The 24,995-nt window shown below is 61.6% G+C and carries 20 protein-coding genes; 8 read left to right on the top strand and 12 right to left on the bottom strand.

The window, feature by feature from the left end:
- Positions 1 to 29: 29 nt before the first annotated feature.
- The 4 genes from BLR19_RS03925 to kduI form a co-directional block, all read right to left on the bottom strand.
- The gene (locus BLR19_RS03925; RefSeq protein WP_091747411.1) at positions 30 to 1,673 is read right to left on the bottom strand and encodes a pectate lyase; all 1,644 of its coding nucleotides are present in this window, start codon (positions 1,671 to 1,673) and stop codon (positions 30 to 32) included.
- Between the two features lie 159 nt (positions 1,674 to 1,832).
- A complete protein-coding gene (locus BLR19_RS03920; protein ID WP_091747408.1) occupies positions 1,833 to 2,876 on the bottom strand; it encodes a sugar kinase in 1,044 nt (347 codons plus the stop codon).
- Between the two features lie 21 nt (positions 2,877 to 2,897).
- Positions 2,898 to 3,656, bottom strand: a complete 759-nt coding sequence (gene kduD / locus BLR19_RS03915; protein ID WP_091747405.1) for a 2-dehydro-3-deoxy-D-gluconate 5-dehydrogenase KduD — start codon at positions 3,654 to 3,656, stop codon at positions 2,898 to 2,900.
- Positions 3,657 to 3,678: 22 nt separating this feature from the next.
- Entirely contained in the window at positions 3,679 to 4,524 is an 846-nt protein-coding gene (gene kduI / locus BLR19_RS03910; RefSeq protein WP_091747402.1) for a 5-dehydro-4-deoxy-D-glucuronate isomerase, read from the bottom strand.
- A 174-nt stretch (positions 4,525 to 4,698) separates the two neighbouring features.
- On the opposite strand from kduI, the gene BLR19_RS03905 reads away from it, so the two are divergent.
- Entirely contained in the window at positions 4,699 to 5,361 is a 663-nt protein-coding gene (locus BLR19_RS03905; protein ID WP_091747399.1) for an RpiB/LacA/LacB family sugar-phosphate isomerase, read from the top strand.
- Between the two features lie 38 nt (positions 5,362 to 5,399).
- Here BLR19_RS03905 and BLR19_RS03900 read toward each other — a convergent pair whose 3' ends face one another.
- Positions 5,400 to 6,449: a LacI family DNA-binding transcriptional regulator gene (locus tag BLR19_RS03900; RefSeq protein WP_091747396.1), complete on the bottom strand. Its 1,050-nt coding sequence runs from the start codon at positions 6,447 to 6,449 to the stop codon at positions 5,400 to 5,402.
- 177 nt (positions 6,450 to 6,626) lie between these two features.
- On the opposite strand from BLR19_RS03900, the gene BLR19_RS03895 reads away from it, so the two are divergent.
- The 3 genes from BLR19_RS03895 (at position 6,627) to BLR19_RS03885 (ending at position 9,879) form a co-directional block, all read left to right on the top strand.
- Complete coding sequence (locus BLR19_RS03895; protein ID WP_255366421.1) at positions 6,627 to 7,421, top strand: 2-keto-4-pentenoate hydratase; 795 nt, start codon at positions 6,627 to 6,629, stop codon at positions 7,419 to 7,421.
- A gap of 88 nt (positions 7,422 to 7,509) precedes the next feature.
- The gene (locus BLR19_RS03890) at positions 7,510 to 8,796 is read left to right on the top strand and encodes an MFS transporter (protein ID WP_091747388.1); all 1,287 of its coding nucleotides are present in this window, start codon (positions 7,510 to 7,512) and stop codon (positions 8,794 to 8,796) included.
- 96 nt (positions 8,797 to 8,892) lie between these two features.
- Entirely contained in the window at positions 8,893 to 9,879 is a 987-nt protein-coding gene (locus BLR19_RS03885) for an alpha/beta hydrolase (protein ID WP_091747385.1), read from the top strand.
- Here the strand turns inward: BLR19_RS03885 and BLR19_RS03880 are convergent.
- Positions 9,876 to 11,339, bottom strand: a complete 1,464-nt coding sequence (locus BLR19_RS03880; protein WP_369818842.1) for a carboxylesterase/lipase family protein — start codon at positions 11,337 to 11,339, stop codon at positions 9,876 to 9,878. The two genes, BLR19_RS03885 and BLR19_RS03880, sit on opposite strands and share 4 nt — an antisense overlap.
- A gap of 904 nt (positions 11,340 to 12,243) precedes the next feature.
- Here BLR19_RS03880 and BLR19_RS14580 point away from each other — a divergent pair.
- Entirely contained in the window at positions 12,244 to 13,602 is a 1,359-nt protein-coding gene (locus BLR19_RS14580) for a hypothetical protein (RefSeq protein ID WP_143007328.1), read from the top strand.
- Positions 13,595 to 13,954: a HigA family addiction module antitoxin gene (locus BLR19_RS03870; RefSeq protein WP_091747376.1), complete on the top strand. Its 360-nt coding sequence runs from the start codon at positions 13,595 to 13,597 to the stop codon at positions 13,952 to 13,954. The genes BLR19_RS14580 and BLR19_RS03870 overlap by 8 nt, the downstream gene beginning before the upstream one ends.
- Positions 13,955 to 14,329: 375 nt before the next feature.
- Here the strand turns inward: BLR19_RS03870 and BLR19_RS03865 are convergent, their stop codons facing one another.
- A complete protein-coding gene (locus BLR19_RS03865) occupies positions 14,330 to 14,911 on the bottom strand; it encodes a hypothetical protein (RefSeq protein ID WP_091747373.1) in 582 nt (193 codons plus the stop codon).
- A 398-nt stretch (positions 14,912 to 15,309) separates the two neighbouring features.
- Positions 15,310 to 17,604 (bottom strand): AAA family ATPase, encoded by a 2,295-nt coding sequence (locus BLR19_RS03860; RefSeq protein WP_091747370.1) that lies wholly within the window; start codon positions 17,602 to 17,604, stop codon positions 15,310 to 15,312.
- Between the two features lie 92 nt (positions 17,605 to 17,696).
- Here BLR19_RS03860 and BLR19_RS03855 point away from each other — a divergent pair, with 92 nt between their 5' ends.
- Both BLR19_RS03855 and BLR19_RS03850 read left to right on the top strand, forming a co-directional pair.
- Entirely contained in the window at positions 17,697 to 19,301 is a 1,605-nt protein-coding gene (locus tag BLR19_RS03855) for an ATP-binding protein (protein ID WP_091747366.1), read from the top strand.
- Between the two features lie 380 nt (positions 19,302 to 19,681).
- The gene (locus BLR19_RS03850) at positions 19,682 to 20,038 is read left to right on the top strand and encodes a hypothetical protein (RefSeq protein ID WP_091747364.1); all 357 of its coding nucleotides are present in this window, start codon (positions 19,682 to 19,684) and stop codon (positions 20,036 to 20,038) included.
- A gap of 95 nt (positions 20,039 to 20,133) precedes the next feature.
- Here the strand turns inward: BLR19_RS03850 and BLR19_RS03845 are convergent, their stop codons facing one another.
- From BLR19_RS03845 to BLR19_RS03830, 4 genes are all read right to left on the bottom strand, one after another.
- Positions 20,134 to 20,574: a hypothetical protein gene (locus tag BLR19_RS03845; protein WP_091747360.1), complete on the bottom strand. Its 441-nt coding sequence runs from the start codon at positions 20,572 to 20,574 to the stop codon at positions 20,134 to 20,136.
- A gap of 270 nt (positions 20,575 to 20,844) precedes the next feature.
- Complete coding sequence (locus tag BLR19_RS03840; RefSeq protein ID WP_091747357.1) at positions 20,845 to 21,570, bottom strand: GIY-YIG nuclease family protein; 726 nt, start codon at positions 21,568 to 21,570, stop codon at positions 20,845 to 20,847.
- 3 nt (positions 21,571 to 21,573) lie between these two features.
- The gene (locus BLR19_RS03835; RefSeq protein WP_091747354.1) at positions 21,574 to 22,734 is read right to left on the bottom strand and encodes a DNA cytosine methyltransferase; all 1,161 of its coding nucleotides are present in this window, start codon (positions 22,732 to 22,734) and stop codon (positions 21,574 to 21,576) included.
- A gap of 113 nt (positions 22,735 to 22,847) precedes the next feature.
- Positions 22,848 to 24,656 carry a DNA/RNA helicase domain-containing protein gene (locus BLR19_RS03830; protein WP_143007327.1) on the bottom strand — a complete coding sequence of 603 codons (1,809 nt, stop codon included), beginning with the start codon at positions 24,654 to 24,656 and terminating at the stop codon, positions 22,848 to 22,850.
- Positions 24,657 to 24,995 lie beyond the last annotated feature (339 nt).

Raw genomic sequence — 24,995 nt, 5'->3', positions numbered from 1 at the left:
AGCGGGGATGATGCACATCTTCGCAAGTCCTAAGCCCCCAACGACTCGATCAGGTCGCCCATGTTGCGGATGAAGACCGAGGTGGAGACGCCCTCGACCGGGAAGTCGGTGTTGTAAGGCGAGGTGTCCCACAGGTCGCCGACGCGGGTCATCTGGTATTCGCCGCCGGTCACGGCGGTGGGCGAGGGGCCCTTGTACGGGTTTGACGTCGTGGTCAGCGGCGTAGGCCAATAGCCGCGCGCGTTCAGCCCGGCCATGACTTCGGCCGCGCGACCGGCGTGAGGCGCGGTCGGGCGACGAGCGTCGCTGGACATGTCCCACACGTCCACATCCTGAAGCGTGAAATACTTGGGCAGGTTCAGCGAGCCGGGGCGAGCCTTCAGCGGCGAACCGCGCGTGGCCTCATCGACCGGCATGGCCGACAGACGCGCGTATTCGGCGCGCAGGGCAGGGGTGTCCACATTGCGGAACGAACCGTAGTGGACGATCAGATTGGTGGGGTTGTCGTCGGCGTAGTACTGGCCGTTGGCGATGTTGGACCCGCGCCGGTGGATGTAGATCGGGGTGTTGGCGCCTTCCAGGATGAAGGTCGGGTGCGTGCGGCCCGGCGTGTTCAGCGGCGGCTTGGCCGCGACCTGATCCAGCCAGTCCATCGCCTCGGGCAGGCGGGCCAGATACTTGCGGTCGCCCGTGAGGCGATAGAAGCCCATCATCGACTTGATGTTGGTGCCGGTCGTGTGGGTGACGAAGGCTTGCGGCTCGATTGTCCGCGCGCCCGCCGGCTTCAGCGTGTCGGGGAAGTGTTGCAGACCCCAGGCCGGTTGCGGCTGCGGCTGCTGCGTCTTCACGAAGATGTCCATGCCGCGATTGATGGCGTCCAGGATCCTCGCGTCGCCCCGGCCGTTTCGCGCCAGGCCGTGATAGGCGTAGATCAGGAACTCTAGGTTCTCGCCGGCCACGTCGTCGTTGAAGGTGATGTAGGGCGTATAGTCGGCATGGCCGTGCAGGCCGCCGTTCTCGACGAAGGGATAGCGCTGGGGCCAGCCGCCGTTCTCGTACTGGCTTTCCAGCACGAAGCTGATCGCCTTGTTCAGCGGCGCCAGATATTTGCGATCCTTCTTTTCAAGGTAGGTCCGCAGCAACAGTTGCGACGCCTCGGCTGTGCCCGCGTCGTCGAAGGTGGCGTTGCCGTAGTAGTGATGGAATTCTTCCAGCCGCCATGCGTTGGCGGCGACCGTGCCGTACCACTGCTTCAGCGACTCCTCGCCGGCGGTATCGATCACATAGTTCCAGCCGCCCAGCGGGTGCTGGCCCTTGATCAGGGCGTCCGCAGCCTTCTTGGCCGCTTCATAATAAAACTCGTCGCCGGTGGCGTGATAGGCGTCCAGGAACAGATGGCCCACGGTCGCGGTGCCCGGCGGCTGGACCCAGATCATCGTCGGGTTGGCCTCAAGCTCGCCCCAACGGCGCGAGAAGTCGGGCAGATATTGCCAGACATAGCCGCCTTCGACGGCGGCCTCTTCGCTCATGAACCGAGCGGCGCGCTTCATGGTGTCCAGAATGGCGGCGCGCTCTGGCGACGCCTGGGCCAGGACGGGCCCTGAAGCGGCGACGAAGGTGGCGGCGGCGCCTGCGGCCAGCAAGGCGCGGCGGTTCATGGACGTGACGGACATGGAAACTCCTGGTGTGACCTCTCTCGCACGGTTTCTTCTGACCGTTTCGAAGCATCACTGAAGCATGATTGACACCGGTTTCCTAGCCCTATGGCGCCATTGAAAAAGGCCGCATGGACTTCCCCATGCGGCCTCCACACAATCTCAATGTTAGCAGCCTCAGCGGCGGATATCGAACCCGCCGTCGCCCATAGCGGCGCGCACATCGTCGGCTGAGAACAGGTTGAAGTCGCCGGGGATCGAATGTTTCAAGCCGGCGGCGGCGAGGCCGAAGTCGAGGGCCTCCTGATCCGACCAGCCGCTCCACAGGCCAAACAGCACACCGGAGGCGAAGGCGTCGCCGCCGCCGACCCGGTCCACGACGCCGGCCATGTGAATGGCCTCGGCTCTGGTTTCGATCACGTCGCCGCCATTGCGGGTCAGCATGACAGCCGACAAGGCCTGGTCGGCGACGCTATCCTGAACGCGCAGGGTGCAGGCGATGCGTTGCAGGCGAGGGAAGGCGGCGAAGGCGGCCTTGGCGGCTTCACGACGCCGCACAGCCGGATCGGGGCTGTCGAACGTCGTCTTCAGCACCAGGGCGAAGTCGCGGTCGTCGGCGAAGGCGACCGCGGCGCCTGCCAACATTCTGCCCAGCGTGGCTGGGGGATCGCCATCCCATTGTTCCCACAACTTGCCACGGAAGTTGCCGTCGTAGCTGACCTTGACGCCTTTGCGGACGGCGGCCTCGATGATGGCGACGGCAGCGGCCGAGCCGTTCGGGCCCGTCGCCGGCGTCACGCCCGAGGCGTGCAACCATTCGACGCCGTCCAGCATTTGGTCCCAGTCGAAGGCCGTATCGACATGTTCGACGAAGGCCGATCCGGCGCGGTCGTAGAGGACTTCCGACGGACGACGCACAGCGCCGGGCGTCAGGAAATACAGACCCATACGGCCGGGTTTGAAGACGACCTGAGAGGTGTCGACTCCGTGCTTGCGCACCTCGTCAAGCACGCCGCGACCCAGCGCATTGTCGGCCAGGACCGTCGCCATGCCGGTCGGCGCGCCGAAGCGGGCCAGCGACACGGCGACATTGGCCTCGGCGCCGGCGGGACGCACGGTCAGGGCAGGCGACTGCATCAGCAGTTCGTTGGCGTTGGGCGAAAACCGCAGCAGCATCTCGCCGAAGCAGAGGATGCGCCGGGAAGATGCAGCCTGGGTCATGATCGCAACGCTAACCCCGGATCAGCGCGCCTGCCAGCCGCCGTCGACCGGCAGGATGGCGCCCTGGACGTAGTCGGAGGCCCGGCTGGCCAGGAAGACGGCCGCGCCGCCCAGGTCCGACGGCTCGCCCCAGCGCCCGGCCGGGATGCGGCCCAAAATCTCGGCCGAACGAACCGGGTCCTCGCGCAGGGCCTGGGTGTTTGCCGTGGCGAAATAGCCGGGGGCGATGGCGTTGGCGGTGATGCGGTGCGGCGCCCATTCGTTGGCCATCAGCTTGGTCAGGCCGGCGACGCCCGATTTGGACGCCGTATAGGAAGGCACGCGGATCCCGCCCTGGAAGGACAGCATGGAGGCAATATTGATGATCTTGCCGCCGTCGCCCTGTTTGATGAACAGACGGGCGACCGCCTGGCTCATGAAGAAGACGGTCTTCAGGTTGATGTTCATCACTAGGTCCCAATCCGCCTCGGTGAAGTCGACGGCGTCGGCGCGGCGAATTAGACCGGCGTTGTTCACCAGGATGTCGATCCGCCCCATGGCGGCCAGAGTTTCCTGCACGACGCGCTCGACCGGCTCGATCGAGGTCAGGTCGGCGCTGATGGCGTGGGCACGACGGCCCATCGCCTGTACCTTGGCGACCGTGTCGTCGGAGTCCGACAGGGCGACCGAGACGATGTCTGCGCCCGCCTCAGCCAAAGCCAGGGCGATGCCTTGGCCCAGGCCCACATTGCCGCCGGTCACCAGCGCGACCTTGCCGGTCAGGTCGAATGGATTGCTCATGCTTTTCTTCCTCTTGTCCTGATTACTTCAGCTGGCAGATGTCGAGTTTGTACATGTCGGTGTAGTCGAGGTTCTCGCCGCCCATGCCCCAGATGAAGGTGTAGTTCGAAGTGCCTGCGCCAGTATGGATCGACCACGGCGGGCAGATCACCGCCTCGCCGTCGGCGATGACGATGTGGCGTGACTTGTCTGGTTCGCCCATGAAGTGGAAGACGCGGTCGTCTTCGCCCAGGCCGAAATAGAGGTAGGCTTCCGAACGGCGGTCGTGAATGTGCGGCGGCATGGTGTTCCACACCGAGCCCGACTTGAGCACCGTCACGCCCAACAGCAACTGGCAGGACCTCACCTTGGCGGGAACGATGTACTGATAGATGGTCCGTTCGTTGGAGGTCTCCAGCGACCCCATTTCCAGCGGCACAGCCTCCTCGATCGAAATCTTGGTCAAGTCGTAGCGGGCGTGGGCCGGCGTGGCGACCAGATAGAATTTCGCCGGCTCGGCGGGGTTATTCGAGGCGAAGCTGACGTCGCTCGATCCCATCGGCACGTACAGGCCGTCACGGAAGCCTAGTTCGATAGTCTCGCCATCCACCGTGATCGAACCGGTGCCGCCGATATTGACCACGCCCAGTTCACGGGCCTGCAGAAACGGCACGCCGGCCAAGGAGGGTGGCTCCGACTGGGTGGGCAGGCTCAGGGCGGTCTCGGCCGGTGTCGCGCCGCCGATGATCATGCGCTCGTGGTGGGAATAATTCAGGCTGATTCTGCCCGGAACGAACAGGTTCTCGATCAGATAGCGATCGCGCAGCTGTTGGTTTGAGGCGCCGTCCATCATGTCGGGATGAGTGGCCTGATAGACTTTGTCGTACATGGGGTCGTACATGCCGGTCTCCCTGGGAACTCGCAGCGCGAGCCATCGAGACGGATCTTGCGCCCGTCCTTCTGTGGACTAGGTAACCGGTGTCATATAATGATGCAATCGATTAGACCAACGCCGTCCACATATGTCGGCATCGCTTCGCCACCGTCTTGAGGATTCCCCACCATGAAGATCGCTCTCATCATCGAAAACAGCCAGGCCGCCAAAAGCGAGACGGTGCATGGCGCTCTGGCCGCCGTTGCCGAACCCCTGGGCCATGAAGTCTTCCACTATGGAATGTATGCGGCCGAGGACAAGGCCTCGCTGACCTACGTCATGAACGGCGTGCTGACCGGCATCCTGTTGAACTCCGGCGCGGCCGATTTCGTCGTCACCGGCTGCGGAACCGGCATGGGCTCCATGCTGGCGTGCAACAGCATGCCCGGCGTCTTCTGCGGTCTGGTGATCGACCCGACCGACGCCTTCCTGTTCGGCCAGATCAACGACGGCAACGCCATCTCGATGCCTTATGCGAAGGGCTTCGGCTGGGCGGCAGAACTGAATTTGCAGGACGTGTATCGCAAGCTGTTCGAAGGCGAGCGCGGCCTGGGCTACCCCAAGGAGCGCGCCGAAATCATGCGCAAGAATCGCGGCGTGCTCAGCGACCTGAAAGCCGTGACCTGCCACGACATGCTGACGGTTCTGAAGACGATGGATCAGGACCTGCTGAAGGCCGCCATCGCCGGCGAGAAGTTCCAGGACTACTTCTTCGCCAATGCCACCGACGAAGGCATTCGCGACTATCTGAAGGGCGTTCTCGCCGCCAAGCCTGCGCTCGAAACGGCCTGAGGCAAAGAGGTCGGCGCGATCACGCGCGCCGACCCAACTCAGACTGCCGGGATTGCCGACTTGCGCACCACCAGGGCCGGTCGAACTTCGGGCTGCTGCATCGTGGCCGGATCCACGCCCCGCATCGGCGCCAGCAGCTTTTCGGCCGCCATCCGTCCCATGTCTCGGATCGGCAGGCGCACCGAGGTCAGGTTGGGCCAAACCCGCGCCGCCATCGGCAAATCATCGAAACCGACGACGGACAGGTCGCGAGGCAGTTCCAGCCCGCGATCTCGCGCCGCCTGCATCACCCCGATGGCCATGTCGTCGTTGAGGGTAAAGATCGCGGTCGGCGGCGTTTCCAGCGCCAAGAGGGCGTGGCCCGCCTCCACACCTGATTCGAACGTATAGGCGCCTTTGAAATCGTAAGCCGGGTCCAGCGGGATTCCGCGCTCGGCCAGAGCGTCGAGGAACCCCTTGCCCCGCACGGCCGACGACCGGAACAGGTCCGGCCCGCGCACCAGACCGATCCGTCTGTGTCCCAGGTCGGCCAGATGCGCCGCCGCTTCGGCCGCGCCGATCCAGTCATTGGTGACCACCATCGCCTGAGGCTCGTCCAACGCCACCGAGGCGATGCGGACATAGGGGCAGTCGAGATCGCGCAGCAGGTCGATGACCTGTTCGTCCTCGGACACCGACGGCGGCATGATGACGCCATACAGACGTTGGCGCTCGACGAAGCCTCTGATGTCTTCCAGCAGGGTAGGGGAGTTACGATTGCAAGGATGAACGACCAGTTCCAGGCCGGACCCCTTTAGCGCATCCAGCACGCCTTGCTGCATGTTCACGACGTAGGTCGGGCTGGGGTTGTCGTAGATCAGACCGACCAGGAACGAGCGTCGAAAGGCCAGGCCGCGCGCCTGTGGATCAGGTGTGAACCCCAGAGCCTTGATGACGGCGTTGACCTTTTCGCGCGTGTCTTCCTTGACGAACGGCGACTGATTGATGACCCGCGAGACGGTCTTCTTGGAGACCTGCGCCTCACGGGCGACATCGTTGATGGTTGCCCGCTTGCCCGGCTTGCCGGATCGCGGATCGTCTTGAGCCAAGGTTCGGCTCCTTCCCTATGTGCAGCTTGAAGGCATAGCCGCGACTCGCGGCCGACGCCATGGGGCTCAGTTAAAGCGCATTGACACCGGTTTCCTTCGTCGCTCTTATCGCAGCCTATTCACGAGGCGACACCTTTGACTTCGACCCCCTCTCTTGCGAGCCAGGACGACGCGCTGTTGGCCGATCCGGCGGCGATCGCACAGCAGTTCGTCGCCGCGCGTCTGGCGGCGCGCAGCACGCCAGACTATCCGGGCGTGATTCCCCAGAGCATGGCCGAATCCTACGCCATCCAGGACGCCGCCATCGGTCTGTTTCCCGATGAGGTCGTGGGCTGGAAGGTGGGCGGTGTCCCGCCCGAGCAGCAGCCGAAGCTGGGGATCCATCGTCTGGCCGGCGCCATTTTCGCGCGCAATGTCTGGCCGGCGCCCGGCGACACGGTCGTGCCTTTGCCCGAAATCGAGGGCGGGTTTGCAGCGGTTGAAGCCGAGTTCATTGCTCGGATCGGCGTCGACGCGGATCCCGCCAAGACAGATTGGACTATCGAAGACGCCATGGGCGTCGTGGACAAGGTCTTCATCGGCGTCGAACTGGCCGGCAGCCCGCTTTCGACGATCAACGACCTGGGATCAGCCGTGGTCGCCTCCGATTTCGGCAACAATGGCGGACTGATGATCGGTCCCGAGGTCGAGAACTGGCGCGAGCGTCTGGACGGCATCACGGTCGAGACGGTGATAAATGGCGCCAGCGTCGGCACCGGAGGGTCGCAGTCCCTTGCGGGCGGCGCGATGGAATCCGTGCGGTTTTTGCTGGAACATTGCGCGCGCTGGGGCCGTCCGCTGAAGGCGGGCACGCTGGTTTCGACCGGCGCTGTCACTGGCGTCCACCGTGTTCGCGCGGGCGACGAGGCCGTGTGCATCTTCAAGGGTATCGCAGAACTTCACTGTTCGGTCGTCAGGGCCGAAGCCCAGTAACATCATCGGACGCCTACCCCGCCGCCGTTCAGGGACGGAAAAGAGCAGGGACGTGTCGAGGAATATTCAGGAACGGGTTTTCATAACCATGTCAGACGCCTCCGTCGCGCCACCGATCCAGATCAAGGCGCCATCCCCCGGCAAGTATCGCTGGATCATCATGTGGCTGCTGTTCGCGGCCATGGTCATCAACTACGTCGATCGTCAGATGATCGGCTTCCTCAAGCCGACGCTGTCAGCCGAGTTCGGCTGGTCCGAAACGGACTATGCCGACATCGTCTTCTGGTTCCAGGCGTCCTACGCCGTGGCCTACCTGTTGTGGGGCCGGATCATGGACCGAATCGGCGCGCGCTGGGGGCTGGGGATCGCCTTCGGCATTTGGCAGATCGGCCATATCATGCACGGTGCGGCGCGAGACCTGTCACACTTCATGATGGCGCGGATGGTCCTTGGCGTCGGTGAGGCCGGCGGTTTCCCTGGCGGGATCAAGGCGGTCGCAGAGTGGTTTCCCAAGAAGGAACGCGCCTTCGCGACGGGCCTGTTCAACGCCGGCACCAATATCGGCGCCATTGTCACCCCTCTGATCGTTCCGGGCCTCGTGCTGGCCTTCGGCTGGCAGATGGCCTTCGTTATCACCGGGGCCTTGGGCCTGATCTGGCTGCCGATCTGGCTCTTGGTCTATCGCAAGCCGCGCGAGCAGAAGAAGCTGTCCGCGGCTGAGCTGGCCTATATCGAGCAGGACCCGGCCGACGTTGTCGAAAAGGTCAAATGGACCAAACTGCTGACGGTCAAGGAAACCTGGGCCTATGCTCTGGGCAAGTTCCTGATCGATCCGATCTGGTGGATGTTCCTGTTCTGGCTGCCGGACTTCTTGGGCAAGACCTATGGGCTGGATCTGAAGACCTTCGGCCCGCCGCTGGTCGCCATCTATCTCCTGTCCGACATCGGCTCGGTTGGCGGGGGCTGGCTGTCGTCGCGCTTCATGCACAGGGGCATGAGCATCAACAAGGCCCGCAAGATCACCATGTTGATCTGCGCCCTGTGCGCCGTGCCGGTGGCCTTCGCGGCCGAAGCGTCAAACCTTTGGCTCGCGGTCGGCATCATCGGACTGGCGACGGCCGCGCACCAGGGCTTTTCGGCCAATCTCTATGCGCTGCCGGGCGATGTCTTCCCCCGCTCGGCGGTGGGGTCGGTCGTCGGCATCGGCGGCATGCTGGGCGCCATCGGCGGCATGGCGATGGCCAAATACGCCGGCTACGTCCTGGAGAAGATCGGCACCTATACGCCCATCTTCATCGTGGCGGCCTCGGCCTATTTGATCGCGCTTCTGGTCATTCACCTGATCACGCCGAAATACGAACTGGCCAAGGTCTGACGAACGACTGAGTGGCTCAGCGCCGCGAAGTCATCAAGGATTGCGGCCGGGCGAGCGATCGTCCGGCCGTCGTCTTTTCAGGAAGAGAGAACCGTGATGGATTTGGAACGCAGGACGCTTTTGGGTCTGGCGATGGGGGCCTTGGTTGGCGCATCCGGGGCGAGAGCGCAGACAGTGGCGGACGGCGGCCGCGCCGGTCCGGCCGACCCAACCGAGATCATCCGCCTATGGCCCGACGGCGCGCCGGGCGGGCAGGGTGTGACCGTCACGCCGGTTGTGCCTGAGCGCTCGACCGATCCCGCCTTTCACGACCGCTACGCCCAGTACACGACCGACCCCATCCTGACCGTCTTTCTTCCCGAGCGGCCGCACGGTTCGGCGATGCTTCTTATCCCCGGCGGCGGCTATCGCTGGGCTGTGCTGGACAAGGAGGGGTATGACGTTGCGCGCGTCTTCGCGGCCAGCGGCACGACCTGTTTCGTTCTGCGCTATCGCCTGCCGGCTGACGGCTGGGCGGCCGGAGCCGATGCGCCCCTTCAAGACGCCCAGCGTGCGATCCGGCTGATCCGCAGCCGCGCCGCTGACTATGGCATTGATCCACATAAGATCGCCGTGCTGGGTGCCTCGGCTGGCGGCCATCTGGCGGGGCTGGCCAGCGCCCGGACGGACGCGACCTACGAACCGATCGACGTGGCCGACACGGTTTCATTGCGACCCGATTTGACCGTTCTGATGTATCCGGTCGCGACCATGGCGGACCCATACGTCCACGCCGGATCGCGGACGCATCTGCTGGGCGAGACGCCGTCGGCCGAGCGGATCGCGGCCTATTCTCTGGAGCAGATGGAGTGGCGCAATGCAGCGCCCGTCTTCCTGCTGCACGCCATGGACGACGCGGCCGTGCCGGTCGAGAACAGCCTGCAACTGCTGACCGCGCTCAAATCCGCCGCCGTCCCGACCGAGGCGCATCTGTTCCAAGAAGGCGGCCACGGTTTCGGCGTCCGCCTGATCCAGGGCAAACCCGCCCAGGTCTGGCCCGATCTGGTGCGCGCCTGGGCCGCCCGGCTGGATTTTCCGCTCTAGGTTCCCGGTTGGATATAGGGAATGGCCGCGAAGAAGGCCCGCTCGTCGCCGCGCGGATCGTCCACCATGCGCGGCTGGATATCCATCAACATTGTCTGGCGGCGAGGCAGTTCATAGCGGTCCCAGCGCGGCAGTCCGGTATGGTTCGGATCGCCGTCGCGGGCCAGTGCGATGAAGGCGTCGCTCATCCGGTCCGACATGATTTGCGCATCCGGCCCACGCGTCCGTGAGCCCGTCGCCTCGACATTGTCGAACACCAACGGAATGTCGGCGGTATGGAAGGCGCCCTTGCGACCCGAGGCCAGTTCGCCAGGGAAGTCGAGTTGATAGACCCAGGCTGGCGCCCCGGCCTTGGCCCGCTCCTCGGCCTCGATCACCGCGCCTCGCCAGGACCGCCCAGCCGTCGTCGCGGCGATCAGCACCTGGTCGGGCGACCATTCAGGATGCATGGCGCGATAGCCGGCGATCACGGCTTCGGGCGTGATGTCGATGCGCATGACGCCGGGCGACAGCCGCGCCGCCAAGGTGTCCCACGTCAGGCCGACGTTTTTCGGATCGTTGCCCATAAATCCTAGCGTTTCTTCGCGCGTGTTGCCGATGATCATGGGGATCGATCGGCCCAGCGGCGCCGCATCGGGATAGAAGGGGTGGCGGGGCAGGGTGCGGAAATCCAGCACCGGCCCGAAATACAGGCCGCCAAAGCCCAGGATCGGATCCTCGGCGCTCTGCGCCTCGAGCAGCCGCTCGACCGGCATCGTCGCCGCCTCGGCCGCCCGATCCGGCGTCAGGCCCAAGGCTTTCAGCCAGGTCGTCGCCCGCGTCGTGGCGTTGATCGGCCCGGACGCCGTTACCTGCTGACCGCTCATGGTCGCGGCGCGGTGGAACAGACCTTGCGCCGCCGGCGTCGCCATAAGGGTGGCGATCTTGGCGCCCCCGCCGGACTGACCGAACAGCATCACCCTGGACGGATCGCCGCCGAACGCGGCAATATTGTCCCGTACCCATTGCAGCGCCAGAATCAGATCCAGCTGGCCGACGTTGCCCGAATCTTCGAACCCCGGGGCCAGCCGCGCCAGATAGGCATAGCCGAAAACATTCAGCCGGTGGTTCAGCGTCACCACCACGACATCGCCGCGCGTCGCCAGACGCGTGCCGTCATACAGCGGATCCGATCCTGATCCGCTCGAATAGGCGCCGCCGTGGATATAGACCATCACCGGTCGCCGACCCGCGTCGGTCCCCGGCGTCCAGACGTTCAAGAACAGGCAGTCTTCGCTTTGATTCGGCTCATCGCCGCGCTGCGGACTGGCCGCGGCATAACGTGTTGCACGAACCGGGTCGCGCCATGGCGTCGGCTTCTCCGGCGGCCGGAACCGTCGCGTCGGCGCCCCATATCGCACTCCTTTGAAGACGCTAATCCCGTCCTGCCGCAGACCGATGACCGGCCCGGCTGTGGTCATCACGTGATTCGGCGCCGTGGCCGCAAGCACGCTGGAGGATGCCGAAAGCAGACCTGCGGTCGCCATGCTGTTCAGCAGCGCCTTACGTCGCGTGATCATCGATCGCCGTCCATCTGATATCCGACGAGACTAATACTGACACCGGTATCATAATCATTCAATGCGCAATGCCTGCGAGGCCGAGTTGCAGGCGCAGACACCCGATGAGAAAGGCCGAAGCCTCATTTCGATAATGTTGGAACTAGGCCTAGGCCTTCGTCAGGCCGGTGGCGGAGAGGGTGTCCGCTCGCGGCTGAAAATAACGCCATGGAAACAATGCGTTGCGGAGCTCTACTTCTGCTACCCACGAATTCACCCCCGGCCGACCATGTGAGGGTGCGCACGGAAACCTTATTCTAAAGGCCGTCCGCCACCTCGTCTAAAATCGGATTAGTGCCTCTCAGCAAGGTGCAATGTATTTGACACTTATTCGGCTGAATGGTCCTCCACTGACTGCGGGTTGGTGGAAGGCTGCAGCTACGGGGATATGTCGCCTTGTGACCAGCTGTCGATCGCGCTCTCGTAGAAGGCAAACTGTGTGTGCCGCTGGTCGATCGAACCCCGCGAGCGACAGGCGGTAAAAAACTGAGTGCTCATCCCCCGAGTGATCGTCGAGCTGGCTCGAGGCTATCGGCGCAATGGTCTCCGGTCTGGCCGAGTCTGCTGGTGCCAAGAAAATATGAGGAGTCGCTTTCACGCATGAGTCATTGCGGCGTCGACGTGCCTACGGTCCATCATTTCTGGATTTAGGGTGGTGCAAACTTTGACCTTAAGCCTCTCAACAAACTGGTCGATCTTGCTTCAGCGGCAACAAGTTTGAAACCTCTGTTTGACGCGTGTTGTGTTATGGACTACAGCAATCCACATGGTCGATCAGTTCGACATCGCTGTTCCGGCCTTATGCGCGTCCCGCTCCGCTGAGAGCGCGCCAATAGCGGCTGCTTGCTCGGCTCACTCTCGCGATGCCGTCGCGATCAACCTAAGGGCTGCTTTAGAGATCAATGTGTCGGAGCGCATTAGGGAGGCGGGAGCGACTTTGGCTGCACGGAAGGCCGTGGTTGATTCAGACAGCTTCGATTGCGCGCTGTTTTGGACCGGCTTAAGCAGTTCGTTGGGCGAGGTTGCGGTTGCTGCGTCGGGCGACGGGGATGCCGCGCAAAGTATTGCCGCCGGATCCGACCACGAAGTGGTAAATTATTGGGAACAGATCAACCAGTGTCTGGCCGTGGGCTACGATCGGCGTTCGCTGTTCGACCTTGATACGCCCTTTGGGCGTTGTGGCCTTGATGGATCTCCCTACCTGCATCGCACGCAAGCGCTCTTTTGGCGCAACTGCATACGATCGGCCCAGCCGCCCGTGCGACGTCGGTCGACTGTTGCGATCTCCCGCACGTGGTCGAGGATCGTTGAGCCCAAGGAACTCTGCTATCTCAGCGTGGATCCCAAGCCCAGCAGTTGGGATCTCGACTGGTTGTGGCCGTCGTCGTACGCGATAAGTGCGGCCCAGACGCGCGAAACGGACGCGTGGTTGAACAAAGTCCAAGCGTGGTCGCTGCTGGATGAGTTGTCGACAGACAAATCCAGCTTCTGGAGCGCCGCGAGTCGAATTGGGTCGGTAGAACGATCTTCGCGCTTCATCGTCGATGGACAGCATCGTCTGTCCGCAGTCATGGGGCTACAGCTATCGGCCGCCGCCATCGACCGGATCGTCGAGCGCCTCCGTGACATGGTGGTTGACCGGGCGGATGTAACGGTCAGCCTTCTCAAGCGAGCCCTAGACGACCTCATCCTCGCCAATGTCTGCCGACAGCCGCTCACCCTTACCCGGCCGTCGCTCAGGGTCGCCAGTCTAGTCCACGACCAGATTCTCAGTCATCAGCTCAGCACCGGAGTTCCTCCGCCGATGAGGGGACAGCTTTCGCTCTCCCCTATTTGGAATTTAAAGGAACACGCGCGTGCGCATCTCCGATCCCCGCGTCCAAGATATCTTGGATACCAATGCCTGCGCGGCCTTGCCAAAGGCCGTCGTAGGACCCGCTTATCGCCTCATCCGCCTTCTGCTCAACTGTCGTTGCTGGGCCGATGTGGCAACCTTCACCGCTGTCGCCCCATGGGCCGACGGCCGCTACATTGCGCCTGTCTGCGGCAAGTGGGGCCTGTCCTTCGAGTGGACCGGTTCCAGCGCCTGGCGACTCGCTCTCGAAAGGGTCTGACCAATGCCTGACCGCCCCTCCACGTGGACCCCTGCGACACCCGCCGAACTGTTACGCGGCAAGCTCGAGGGGCGGGATAGCCTGACCCAGGACCAACTGGCTCAGGCTCTCGGCGTAACGCGCTACAGCGTCAATCAGATTCTTAACGACAAGCGCAACATCACTGCGGAGATGGCGCTCCGGCTGGAACGGGTCTTCGGCGAGACCGCCGAGTTTTGGATGGACGTGCAGCGGGACGTCGATCTACATCGCGCTCGTCACCGGCTGGGTAAGACGCTCGATGCATTGCCGGTTGTGAAGATCGACTCCGGACCGCCGATCGCATCGCTCGACAGCCTGTTCCCTAAGGACGATGCAGCCTGACCTGGGACCGGTGCCCGCAGCGCCGCAACCCAGGGGGCTGGAAAGTGCAGCGTAAAAGGCCGACCAGTTCGTCAACATCGATGTAAGTTCGTTCGGATCAAACCTATCGTGAAGACGCACTACGCTGGTCGTCGCCTTGTCCAATGTCGCTTTCGTTGTGGCGTAGACACTCGGCTGCCTTTGGGCGTGGGGGCGGCGTGGATGTCATCGATCCAGCCAGGTTTCAATGTTTGGTGATGGGGTCTTCGACATCACCAGACGAAGGAAGGAAAAGTTGGTCCCCATGCAACTGCGCAGTTGCGGGGCGACACTCTTTCTATGCCGGCGCCGATCGTATTAGCGAAGCGCAGTCGAAGCGTTCTGAATAAACCCGCATCAGCGTGCCCTCCGACGAAACTCGACCAAATACGCATTGGCGATCGCCGAGAACGGCGCTCGCGGATCTGCCATTGATGTCATCTCGGCAAGGACCTTGCCTTGCAGGTGGCGAAGCCCGGCGACGGCCTCTGTAACCTCGTGATGACTGCCGAGATGCGGCTTGTCCAAGCCAGCGGCGATGCGACCGAGATCGCGTAACAGGGCCTCCAGGAACTGAAGCCGGCGCACGATGCCGGCGCGCTCTTGAACAAGGCGAAGGCGATTCAAGCCATAAACTTGGATTGAAACGGCACCTCTAGTGCTCAGGCCCGCCCGTGCAGCTCGTTCGGCCACAACAACCTGACTCTCGCTCAAGGCAGGGAGGTGTGTCGGCTCCATCGCTCCAGAAGCGACCGGATAAACGATCCCCGCTCCCTGCCCATTACCGGTGTAGAAGGCGATATGCTCGCTAGGATCGTCCCGCGTAGGGTCCAGAAGCAATGGCAGTTCGCCCACGAGATCCGAGACGTCATCCCTCGCGCGGACGCCGTTGATCGGGAACGCGTCCTGCTTACCCGTCTTCATCGTCTGCGCGAGCACGCGAAGGTCCGAAACAACCGAAGGCGTCTGCTGACGTCTCCGTCGATTACAGTCGATGCAACTCGGTAGGAGGTTTTCCCAGTCCGCAGCAAGCCACCAATACCCGCTGTGTCCAGGGTCACCCTCTACACTGCCTTTTGGACGGTAGTGTTCGACATCGACCGGCGCCTGTGAGGCGTAATTGCTTTCGCAGTAAGCGCACTTCCCGTGAAACAAACTTTCCAAGCGAAGTTTGACGTCGTCTGCCTTGTATGCGGCGTATTTGAAGGCTGGCCGCGTACCGTTCGGTGGAAGCGGCTTGCTGCGATGGATCCGCACTCGATCAAGCTCGGTGTGACCGTCTTTGTTCCGTCTGCTCAACGATGCGGGAGGGGGCTTAGCGCCTCGAGAGACCTGCCTCATGGAAGGTACGAGCCCAAGGCGTCCGCTATAAGCCGCTTTGTTCCCTCTTCCAGCTCATCACTGTCAGCTGACTGGCGCCCCGATCTTTCGTCTAGGTAAATCGCGACTGCGTCCAAAATCATGCTTTGCACCTTGCTGGTCCCCAACGGTAACGCGGATAGGACCTCACGCTCAAGCGACTGCAAACGAGCTTTCTCGGCTGGCGTGAGCGGCCCTCCTGTCGCGCGTAGAGCCAAAAGGCTGCTCAACTCGGCAGTGCTGGTTTCCATCTGCACGGAGTCCGTAGAGAACATGTCGAATAGGTCGGAGGTCAGCAGCTGCTCGATCGTCAACGTGTCGATGTTTGGAAGGTCGGTTATACTTTCGATGAAGACCGGCAGATGGTCTCCCCGTTCGTCGTCGCCACTGACCGCCTGACGAAGGACGGCGACTTCGCCGTCGTGCATCCCTCTGAGACAGAGCGGATCGTGCGACGTGAAAATGAATGTCGCTGAGGGGAGGATCTGCCTAAGCGCAGTGATGATGCGCATCTTCCATCGAGGGTGAAGATGGGCCTCGATCTCGTCGATTAGGATGACGGGCTGCGCGTCGGAAAGAGGGACAAAGGCCTTTCCTTTGCCCATAATGCCTTCAAAAACGTCGCACAGCATTGCTAGGATTGACCGGAAACCTGAGGACGCGACGGTTAGAGGAGTTCGGGTCAGAACGGCGTCAGCGCCTTCGCCAACCTGTCGTCGGATGAGGCATCGACTGTTCGCAGCGTCGGCTTCTATGAATTCGAACTCTCCCTCCAGTTCGAACACTTTGCTCAGCGTCCGCGCGACAAGAGAAAACCGGACCTTGTCTAAGCTCAGAAGCCATTCTTCGGGATTGCGCAACACGAGATCGGACCTGAATAGCGTCCCAACGGTGCCGCCTCCATGGAAACGTTCGCCGCGATCGGAGTACTGCCGAAATGCGCCATATGCGAAAACGCTCGGAAGGTTTTCAGTGTCTCCTGAATCCTGAAATCCATCGCTCACTGTAAGCGTGGTGGCTCCGCCATCGGCATAAGACAGTCGTACGGTGGCTTGTCGATGCCGAGCCTGTCGCCGCCCCCCGAGCATAGAGGGATCAATAGTAAAGCTTCGCCACGGCCGATTAATCCCCGAGCGGCCATCTGCGCCAATTAGGGCCAGCGCCACACCTTCCAAAACCGAGCTTTTACCAGCTGCGTTTTCGCCAAGTAGTAGCAGGGCTGAAGCTTCGCCAAGGGGGCGGCCATTGTCTGGGTCGGGCGAGATTGGAGGCGCGATATCGACTGTCAGTGCCTCCAGCGATTTGAAGTTTACGAAACTGGCGCGAACTAGCTGCCGACCTTGCAAGTTAAGGGAGCGTCCTTGCGAGGGCGGCGCTTTCGCAACTTCCGGATTGCGCAAGTCTTCGACTGCTTCATCCAAGACTTCGTGCCCGACCGGCATCGACAGAATTCGTTCAAGCGAAGTGTGGATGCGCGTCCGCCCCGCATTGAGGTTCAAATTCAGTCTTTCGTTTAGATACTTCACTAGCCGACGAAGCAGGATGTACCATCCGCCCCCGAACGCCATTGAAGCGAAATCAAAGGCATCTCTTGGCAGGCCGTTCCCAGCGCTGGCTTTAATCATGCCGATATAGGCGGAAAAGGCAGCCGCGCGCTCTTCGACGAGTTCCGGTCGATCTAGGCCAAATACTGATATCGTCTCATGTCCTGCCGCCTCCAGAGCCGAGATCCCGCCAGCGAAGTCGAACGAGAGAAATCGCGGAAATGCGCGTGTCCGACAGGGGTCAAGGACGAGAGGGCGATCTCGATGCGGCCACCGCCAGACGCCAGAGTTTTCGCTGGCGAATAGTTCAAGCTCATCGAGAGGCGGTAGGGCACCGCGCCCCGAACCGCCAACGGGGAAGAGGTTTTTAGGGCGGCGATCACAAGCGGCACAAATGCTGTAGAGATTTCCCCAGTCCGTCCCGAGCCAGCAGTAATAAAGGTGAGCCTGCGAGACCTGCGCGAGCGGCAGTGCCTCCTGGAGTGGGCGGAACCGATGCGGAAATACGTAGGTCCGACGTTCGCAGAAAGCGCACTTTCCGTTGAAAAGCCGAATGAGCGCATCCTGCACCTCATCGTCCAACCGCAGTTCCTGTGACGGTGGGAACGACTGAGCGCGACGCGGCCTGGCTTGCTTCATGAACTCCATAAGTTCGCGGCGCATAACAGCAGCTTCGCCGCTTCGGAACGCCGAGGGAACCGGCAGGAGATTCCGCTCGAAATATTGCATTTATTGCCTCCCCACACCGCAACTCGGACGCTACCTCAGCGGGCCGAATCACGATCCATGATAGAAAAGAACTGGCAGATCGAGGGAGCGTGATGAAGCGCTACGATGGCGATGTGGATGCGGTGCCATCCAAGAGGCTCTTCCTCTCAATCATCGCTGACTATGACCTAAACCGTTCGATTTGCGAGCTGGTTGATAACGGTCTCGATGTTTGGACGCGCGGCGGGAAAGCGCGGGAGATCATGATTGACATTTGGCTCGATCAGGACGAGCGCACGATCGTCGTTGAAGACAATGCTGGAGGTCTTGCCCGCGGCGAGCTCAGCTACATCGTCGGGCCAGGTCAGTCTGGATCTGCGGCTCCGAATGCCGTGGCCATAGGACAGACTGCTTCAACAGATGAGACGATAGGAATTTTCGGGGTCGGAACGAAGCGGGCTGTTGTCGCCCTCTCCAAGGATATCGCCATCACGACCCGGCATGGCAGCGCCGGCGCGTTCCAGATCGCCTTTGATGAGTCTTGGCTGAACCGAGAGAGTTGGCTGCTGCAGGTCCACGAGGTCGATGGCCTCGCGCCTGGCGTTACGCGCGTCGAGCTTCAGAAGCTGAGGCTGGAGCTGACGGACGAGCTTGAGAGTAACCTGCGGCATCATCTTGGCGCTACGTACGGCCGCTTCCTTAACAAGCCGGGGGTAACGCTTCGGCTGAATGACGAAAAGATCGAACCCCGGTTCTTTGAGCAGTGGTCATATCCGCCTCAGCACGGGCCGAGACGCTTCTCAGGGCAACTCACTGCGCCGTCTGGCCGAGTGCTGACCATCGACATACTGGCTGGCCTGAGCAACGAGTCTAGCCCGGCAACAGGAGAGTACGGCGTCTATTTCTACTGCAATGATCGCCTTGTGGCCCCCGCCATGAAGAGCTTTGAAGTAGGCTTTACAAAAGGCCAAGCGGGCGTCCCGCACCCAAAGTTATCGCTGACAAAAATCATCGTCTCGATCTCCGGGCATGCCGACGAAATGCCTTGGAACAGCAGTAAGTCGGACATCAACTCAAAACACCACGTTTTTGTGGAAATTCGCGAGTGGCTCGTAGACGTTGTTAAACACTACGCCGCCTACTCGCGTGGTTACATGGGCGACTGGGTTGAAAAGGTTTTCCCGTACACAAAGGGCACCATCGAGACACACGAGGTCGGCGATTTTCTCAAAGCCAAGAAGGCGACTCTGCCGGCGGCACCGAAATCGCGCCCTCGCTATGCGGAGCGCGTGAACTCAGCCAACCATGCTGTGGCAAAGTCTAAGCCTCACGTCATCTCGCTTTTTGAAGGTGTGGTAGCCTCAAAAGCAGTTTCTGGGCAGACGCTTGTCTACAGAAACTGGTTTGCCCTATCTCTGCTTGAGACGACTATGATTGCGGCGTTCAAAGCGTACTTGGTCAATCATACCAGACACGATTTTTCAGATAAAGAGTTGCATGGTTTGCTTGTATGGAAACGTTCGGCACCTGCCACACTGCAGGCAACGATCAAACTGCCAAGCGATCTGTGGACCCGCTTGGGCAGCATCGCGCGACTGAAATACGATCTCATGTTCTCTAAAGCCGAACCTCGGGTCTCCGATAAAGAACTATCTGAGGCTGAAGCTGCGGTTGAGGAGTTGCTTAAGCGCCTGTTCAAGTTGGATCTCGACGCCTAGAAACTCAGATCCAGAGAAGAGTCTTAACTAATTGATAATCTTGCGCGCCCCAAAATGTGTGGATGAAAAAAGCCATCTAATGACCGCACATGGCGCTTCAAAGTATAACGCTCGACTATTATTGGCGAGATAATTCTGACTGGGAAATTTCCAGAATTGATAGAGTTGGTTATTTTAGATGTAAAATTGGTCTACGCCGTAACGGCTTCAAATAATGAATTCCGTATGTCGCGATGCCAATACCCGGGGTAAAATCAAACGTCGATCCATATACTCGCGAAAAACCAAAAAAATTTGACATTACTACGCTAGCGCTGGTCTAGGGCTGGGCATTTAGCAATATGTATACACTTTAGCATTGATTATGGGTGGCACCAAGAATGTCAGAAACTAGCGGTCCGAATGACGACATCAAAACGACAGTTTCTATCTTATCGCTGGAGGTGACGCCGGAGATGGCACAGCCAATCCAGGCGCAGATGGCAATTGCGACGGGAAGGCCCATGCAGCTGCTGAGTGTCATTGTGGTGAGCATAGTGACGGCCGTTTTCACCGTCGTCATTCTCGGGATCGTCGGTTTTCTGATCGTCGCAGGTATCCAATATGAGAACCCGATTTTGTTCGCCGGTGTGGGGCTGCTGCTACTTTTGGCGATCCCATACTTCGTGCTCTATCACCGGGTGATGCTCTTCAAAGCGACTAAACCTAGCCCCAAGCGAAGTTTCCGGCGGGCATAAATCGTTCGCCCGAGCAAACGATCGGCCGTCACTCGGTCTGTGGCGAACGCAACTGGTCCCTCGAGGACGGATTAATGGCCGATGAAAATCTCGCTTTAGGAGGTGGCAGTTCGGGCTAAGATTCTGGCGGCTGTTTCTGAAGCTTGAACTAGGTCACCGATCCGGGCGCCAGCAACATACAAATCTCGTTCGGCCGCGAAGGTGAGGTCGACAATGTCGCCGTTGTCGCACCGTTTGACCGCAAAGCCTCGGTTTCCCTCACGGTATGAGTGAAGCCACCCTTGGAATTCTCCCAAACTCGGTTCTTCGGGGGCATATATCTTTGTTTGAGCGTACGATCGGTCATCGTCCGGTCCTTGGAAAGCATGAGTATTTGCCTGAGCAAATGAGTTTGCAAGTTCGCTCAGCGTCCTAAAATAGGTGTTCAGCGCCTGGATACGTTGTTCATCAGTCAGCTCCAGGATGTCTAGAGCAGCTATCATCGCGTCGGCGTAGGGTGCGCGGGGCAAGCCCGCGATATCGTTGCTCAGATCCATCTGTTCGCGACGCCAGGCGCGAGAGGTCGGGTCAGATCCCGAAAAACTTGTCATCGTAGTCTCCGCAAAAGTCAGAATGAACCGGTGCAGCAAGTAACAAGGCCGGGCATTGATCTTGTAACGCCCGCCGCAAAACCGGCGTGGCGGTGATGTGGTAAATGCCGATCGAGATCGGCCTGCGATCACGGTCAGGTATACCTCAGAAGCCTACCCTGATCTGCATTGGCGTCTCAGATAGATCAATGTGCCGTCGCCATCCGCGTCGTCCTGCTACGTAGAGACTTCGGATGAATCATCCTCTTCGACTGAGGCAGCGCCACCAAGCGCCTCGTAGCGACGCTCAGCCAGCCACTGCAGCCGACGGGCTTGGGTCTTGAGCACTCTGCGCAAACCGCCTTGAACCTTACGCTCTGAAATCACCTGGGCGAGCCGAGAAATGACAAGCGCCCGCCGGGCGATGCGGAAGTCGGGGTGAGACCGAAGCTCGAAGACCCGGTCTGAGACGATCCTGCCCCTAAACGAGGCTGGTGCATGAACCGCCAGAACGCCCGGCGGCGGATCCTTCTCATTGAGGATGGCCTTGAAGGTCGAGCGTTGAACCGCCTGTTCTGTGATCAGACGCTCAAGCGCGTCCAGACGCCGACGCGCCTCCAAGTCCTTGCCGCTGATAGTCTGCAACTCTGGCAAAGGCCAAACCTCGATCTCATAGACCTCGAATGGATCCAAGACCGACATAGCGACCGCATCGGTGCGTTGATTGGTCAGGTGCCGACGGATGCGGGTGCGCAGCATCTCGTTAGTTTGGCCGACATAGATCGGTTCGCCGTCATAGTCGAAAAAGGCGTAAACGCCCCATTTGTAATTGCCGACCCTAACCGTCGTGCCCGAAGGATCAGCGAAGCCGGCGTCGAGGAAGGCTGCGAGATTGGCCCGCAGGTCTTCCGTCTCGAACGGGGGAAGGTGAGACCCGTCCTGAAGCTGAAGCGGACCGGCCACAGGCTAGGCGACTTGGCGCAGCGCGGGAGCCTTCAACAGAGGCTCCAGGATGTGCTGAGCCAGGTGGCGTACGACCGGGGCTGCGACCCCATCACCCGTCAAGTGATAGGCCTCATTGTAGCGGCTCGGGAGCACGTAGCTGTCATCCAGCCCCATCAATCGCGCCGTTTCGCGCGCTGAGATCAGCCGCGAGCGCACCCGGGGGCCATCCACCACCAGAATGATCTGACGGCTTGACCCGCCGGCAGGCGTCCTCAGACACCCTGCGACGTCGTCAAACCGTACTTCGGCGCGCTGGACCTTGGCGCCGTCGACATCGAAACGCGTCCGCCGATAGACGCCTCCAACCATGCGCCGTCCGGCGCGCTTTGCAGCCTCGACCTTGGCCAGGTTGACTGGAGACATCATGTCCAAAAGCTTCTTCGTCTCAGCCTGATTGTGCCAGGTCACGCTCGTGGGCGCCTCTTCGATCATGTCGGCGAAGGTGCTTTGACGCCGTTCCGGCGTCGGCACATTCCACCAGATCAGGTGTTCGCGAACCTCTGGCGGCAAGCCCGCCATAGCCCTTCCAAGTGCGCGGGTGTGAAAGGGCTCGATCGGCTCCGGCGACAGCAGCTCAGGCGGAATCACGACATCAGCGCGCACGCCGATGACGAACAGTCTCGGCCGAGACTGAGGCACGAACAGATCGGCGTTGATCACCAAAGCGCCGTAGCGATAGCCGGCGTCCGAGAAGGTTTGGCAGATAGCCCGGAAGTCTGCGCCGCCGTGCGAGGTGAGGGCGCCGCAAACGTTCTCAACCGCCACCAGCTCAGGGGCGCGGCCTTCGTCGGCCAGGCCGCGGATCAAATTCCAGAAAGGGTAGAAGGTCCCCGACCGCTCTCCGGCAAGGCCTGCGCCGACGCCCGCCAGGGAAAGATCCTGACACGGAAAGCTGCCCCAGACGAGATTGGGCGCGCCCGGCAGAGCTCCCGGCTTGAGCGCGCGGATGTCGCCAACCGTCAGCTCGCCCCCGGTGCCCCAGTTGGCCTGGTAGGCGAAGCCCTTCTTGGCGTCGAAATCGTTCGCGAACAGGCAGGACCAGTCATTGCCCAACCCTGCACGGGCCATGCCCCCGCCTGCAAAAAACTCGTAGAAAAATCTTTGCCCGTCGCGCGCAGCCATCGGCGTCTCCGTGCCGAGCTGAGTTCGAGATTCGGCAGTCCTACAAACTGCCGGCTCATCCCGCGGACGTCCAGTTCTTTGTTTGTTCGCGATCTTACGAGGCTGTGGGCTTCTCAAACGGGCGCGCAGCCGGCCGCCAGGAGGATCTGCGCCACCGCTTCAGCTTCGTGAGGCGGGCGAGTCGGGTCGTTCTGGTCCCCACGCGGCACATAGAGGATCGAACCGGCCCGCCCACGGGTTAGCAGGACCCGATAGCCGTTCAATCGGAAACGCTGTTTGTCCGCAGCGTGCACCATCTGCCAGCGCGGCGCGCGCATCATCCGCGGCGTCCACGCTGACCCGGACCAAATCAGATCGCCGCCCCAGCACAGCCCGACATAGTCCAACTCCAAACCCTGACACCCGAACTCGCTCATAGGCGTTTCGAGGGCACCAGAGCTGCGGAAGTCAGTCCAGGGCTTCAAGAACCAATGTCCGATCGGCCCCAGTTCGTTGGAGCGGGGGGCCGGCGGAACGCCATCGCCAATCAGACGCACAGCCCCGGAGCTTGTCAGGAGCCCCACGGAGCGACCACCCCGACGCCGTTGTCGAAGCCACTCTTTGGCGACGTCCAGATAACGCGTCAAATAGGCGGGGGGCTCAGGCATGGCGTCAGCCAGTGCGCGGGCCGCCGCGATGTCGCCGTTGAGCAGGGTCGCGACCCAACGCCCGTGCATGGGATTGCGATAGGCGCGGATCGCGTTGGCGAGGTGCAGGCGCGGTTCGCGCTGGACTAAATCGGGCTGGATCTTGTTGGCGGATAGAAGTCCTGGACCGGCGACATCCGGTCCGCCGTCAAGCGCTTGGGGCGCCGCCACGATCGTCCACGATCGTCCCGCCTGGGCCGCACGCGCAAGGGCTTCGCCCCAGAGCGGAAGTCCGCCTTCGCCCCGGTTGATCTCCTGACCCGGCCCCACCAGACACACCAGACATGCCCAGTCGAGCCGATCGAGGATGTTCAAGAAGAGTTCGGGCTCTGAGTTGGGTCGCCCCATCAGTTCCTGGCCGACGTCCTCGTCCCATGCTCTCTGCGCTTCATCGAACACGATCACATGCTCAGGGGGCGGCGCGCCGTCGGTATGCTCCTTGAGATAGGCCAGGAGGTTTTGGATGGCGGCGTCGGCCTCATAGCGGGCTTTGGCCTTGGCCTCGCCTGTCCGCTTCGCATGGTCGGCTGCGAGCGACTCGGTCAGAACATGAACCAGCGGGCGGTTTCCGGACAGCAGGGCGGCAGGCCTCGTGCCCGAGCGGCTGCGCAGCGCTAGGTCGAGCCCCAGCAGCGTCTTGCCGGCGCCAGGTGCTCCAGTGACAAAACAGATGACCTTGGCCCGCTTGGCTTCGGCGTCCGCCGCGATCTGCTGAAGACGGCTTCCGGCAGCTTGAAGCTCTGTGTCGGCGGCGTCGCCACGACCTATGTCCGCGATCTGATGCCCTGCGTAAAGGGCTTGCGCCGCCTCGACGATGGTCGGGGTCGGGCGATAGGGCGACAGGGCGAAAGCTGCGGCGTCGACGGAAACGGCGGCCGGGTCAGTCTGGGCGGCGGCCAGCCCCAGAGCCTCACCTAGCGTAGCCGCATTGGCGAGCATGAGGTCTGCGACGCCGTCGGTGAACGAAAGACGTACGGGCGCTTTGGGGGCGAGCTCAGCGCACAGGATCGGGACAATGAGGCGTGACTGGCTCACCTCGTGGAAATCGCGAAGCGACTGACCATAGCGCTCGGTTTGAAGCCGATCGGGCGCTGCGAAGGATCCGGCACCAGTCTTGAACTCAATAATGATGACCAGCCCGGGGCCGAGAAGAACCGCGTCCAGGCGCTTGGCCAGCCGCAGCAGCGGAACCTCCAGAAGGATTGACCACGCTCCGCTGGCGTAGGGCGCGAGCACATCCTTCAGGATCTCGATCTCGCGCTCCCAAGCGCGGATCTGCTCAGCCTCAGCCGAGGCATGGAAAGCGACGTGGCGGCTGGAGAGTTGGCCAACGATCGCGGTGGGATCAGCAATGAGGAAGTCGCCGACCGAGCTTGCAAAGAAGGCGCGGCTGGCAGGGCTGGAGCTCGGCGATAGGGCAGGCGAGGGGCTGGACAAAGCTTGAGCTCTTAGGAGGGATTTTTAGCGATCCTAATGAGCGTCGCAATCCTGGGCCAACCCCATCTTCGATCTGACCGCCGACGACATTTCCACCGTTTGAGACTGAAGTTCCTGGTGAAACAGTTTACAGTAAAA

The organism is Brevundimonas sp. 374 (assembly GCF_900102995.1).
Taxonomy (GTDB): domain Bacteria; phylum Pseudomonadota; class Alphaproteobacteria; order Caulobacterales; family Caulobacteraceae; genus Brevundimonas; species Brevundimonas vesicularis_C.
This window is presented reverse-complemented; position numbering and strand designations above follow the sequence as displayed.

Bases quoted from the DNA above. Each gene is read 5' to 3' on its own strand.
- BLR19_RS03925 (WP_091747411.1), bottom strand. From the start codon at position 1,673: ATGTCCGTCACGTCCATGAACCGCCGCGCCTTGCTGGCCGCAGGCGCC.
- BLR19_RS03920 (WP_091747408.1), bottom strand. From the start codon at position 2,876: ATGACCCAGGCTGCATCTTCCCGGCGCATCCTCTGCTTCGGCGAGATG.
- kduD (WP_091747405.1), bottom strand. From the start codon at position 3,656: ATGAGCAATCCATTCGACCTGACCGGCAAGGTCGCGCTGGTGACCGGC.
- kduI (WP_091747402.1), bottom strand. From the start codon at position 4,524: ATGTACGACAAAGTCTATCAGGCCACTCATCCCGACATGATGGACGGC.
- BLR19_RS03905 (WP_091747399.1), top strand. From the start codon at position 4,699: ATGAAGATCGCTCTCATCATCGAAAACAGCCAGGCCGCCAAAAGCGAG.
- BLR19_RS03890 (WP_091747388.1), top strand. From the start codon at position 7,510: ATGTCAGACGCCTCCGTCGCGCCACCGATCCAGATCAAGGCGCCATCC.
- BLR19_RS03885 (WP_091747385.1), top strand. From the start codon at position 8,893: ATGGATTTGGAACGCAGGACGCTTTTGGGTCTGGCGATGGGGGCCTTG.
- BLR19_RS03880 (WP_369818842.1), bottom strand. From the start codon at position 11,339: ATGACCACAGCCGGGCCGGTCATCGGTCTGCGGCAGGACGGGATTAGC.
- BLR19_RS14580 (WP_143007328.1), top strand. From the start codon at position 12,244: ATGGTCGATCAGTTCGACATCGCTGTTCCGGCCTTATGCGCGTCCCGC.
- BLR19_RS03870 (WP_091747376.1), top strand. From the start codon at position 13,595: ATGCCTGACCGCCCCTCCACGTGGACCCCTGCGACACCCGCCGAACTG.
- BLR19_RS03860 (WP_091747370.1), bottom strand. From the start codon at position 17,604: ATGCAATATTTCGAGCGGAATCTCCTGCCGGTTCCCTCGGCGTTCCGA.
- BLR19_RS03855 (WP_091747366.1), top strand. From the start codon at position 17,697: ATGAAGCGCTACGATGGCGATGTGGATGCGGTGCCATCCAAGAGGCTC.
- BLR19_RS03850 (WP_091747364.1), top strand. From the start codon at position 19,682: ATGTCAGAAACTAGCGGTCCGAATGACGACATCAAAACGACAGTTTCT.
- BLR19_RS03845 (WP_091747360.1), bottom strand. From the start codon at position 20,574: ATGGATCTGAGCAACGATATCGCGGGCTTGCCCCGCGCACCCTACGCC.
- BLR19_RS03835 (WP_091747354.1), bottom strand. From the start codon at position 22,734: ATGGCTGCGCGCGACGGGCAAAGATTTTTCTACGAGTTTTTTGCAGGC.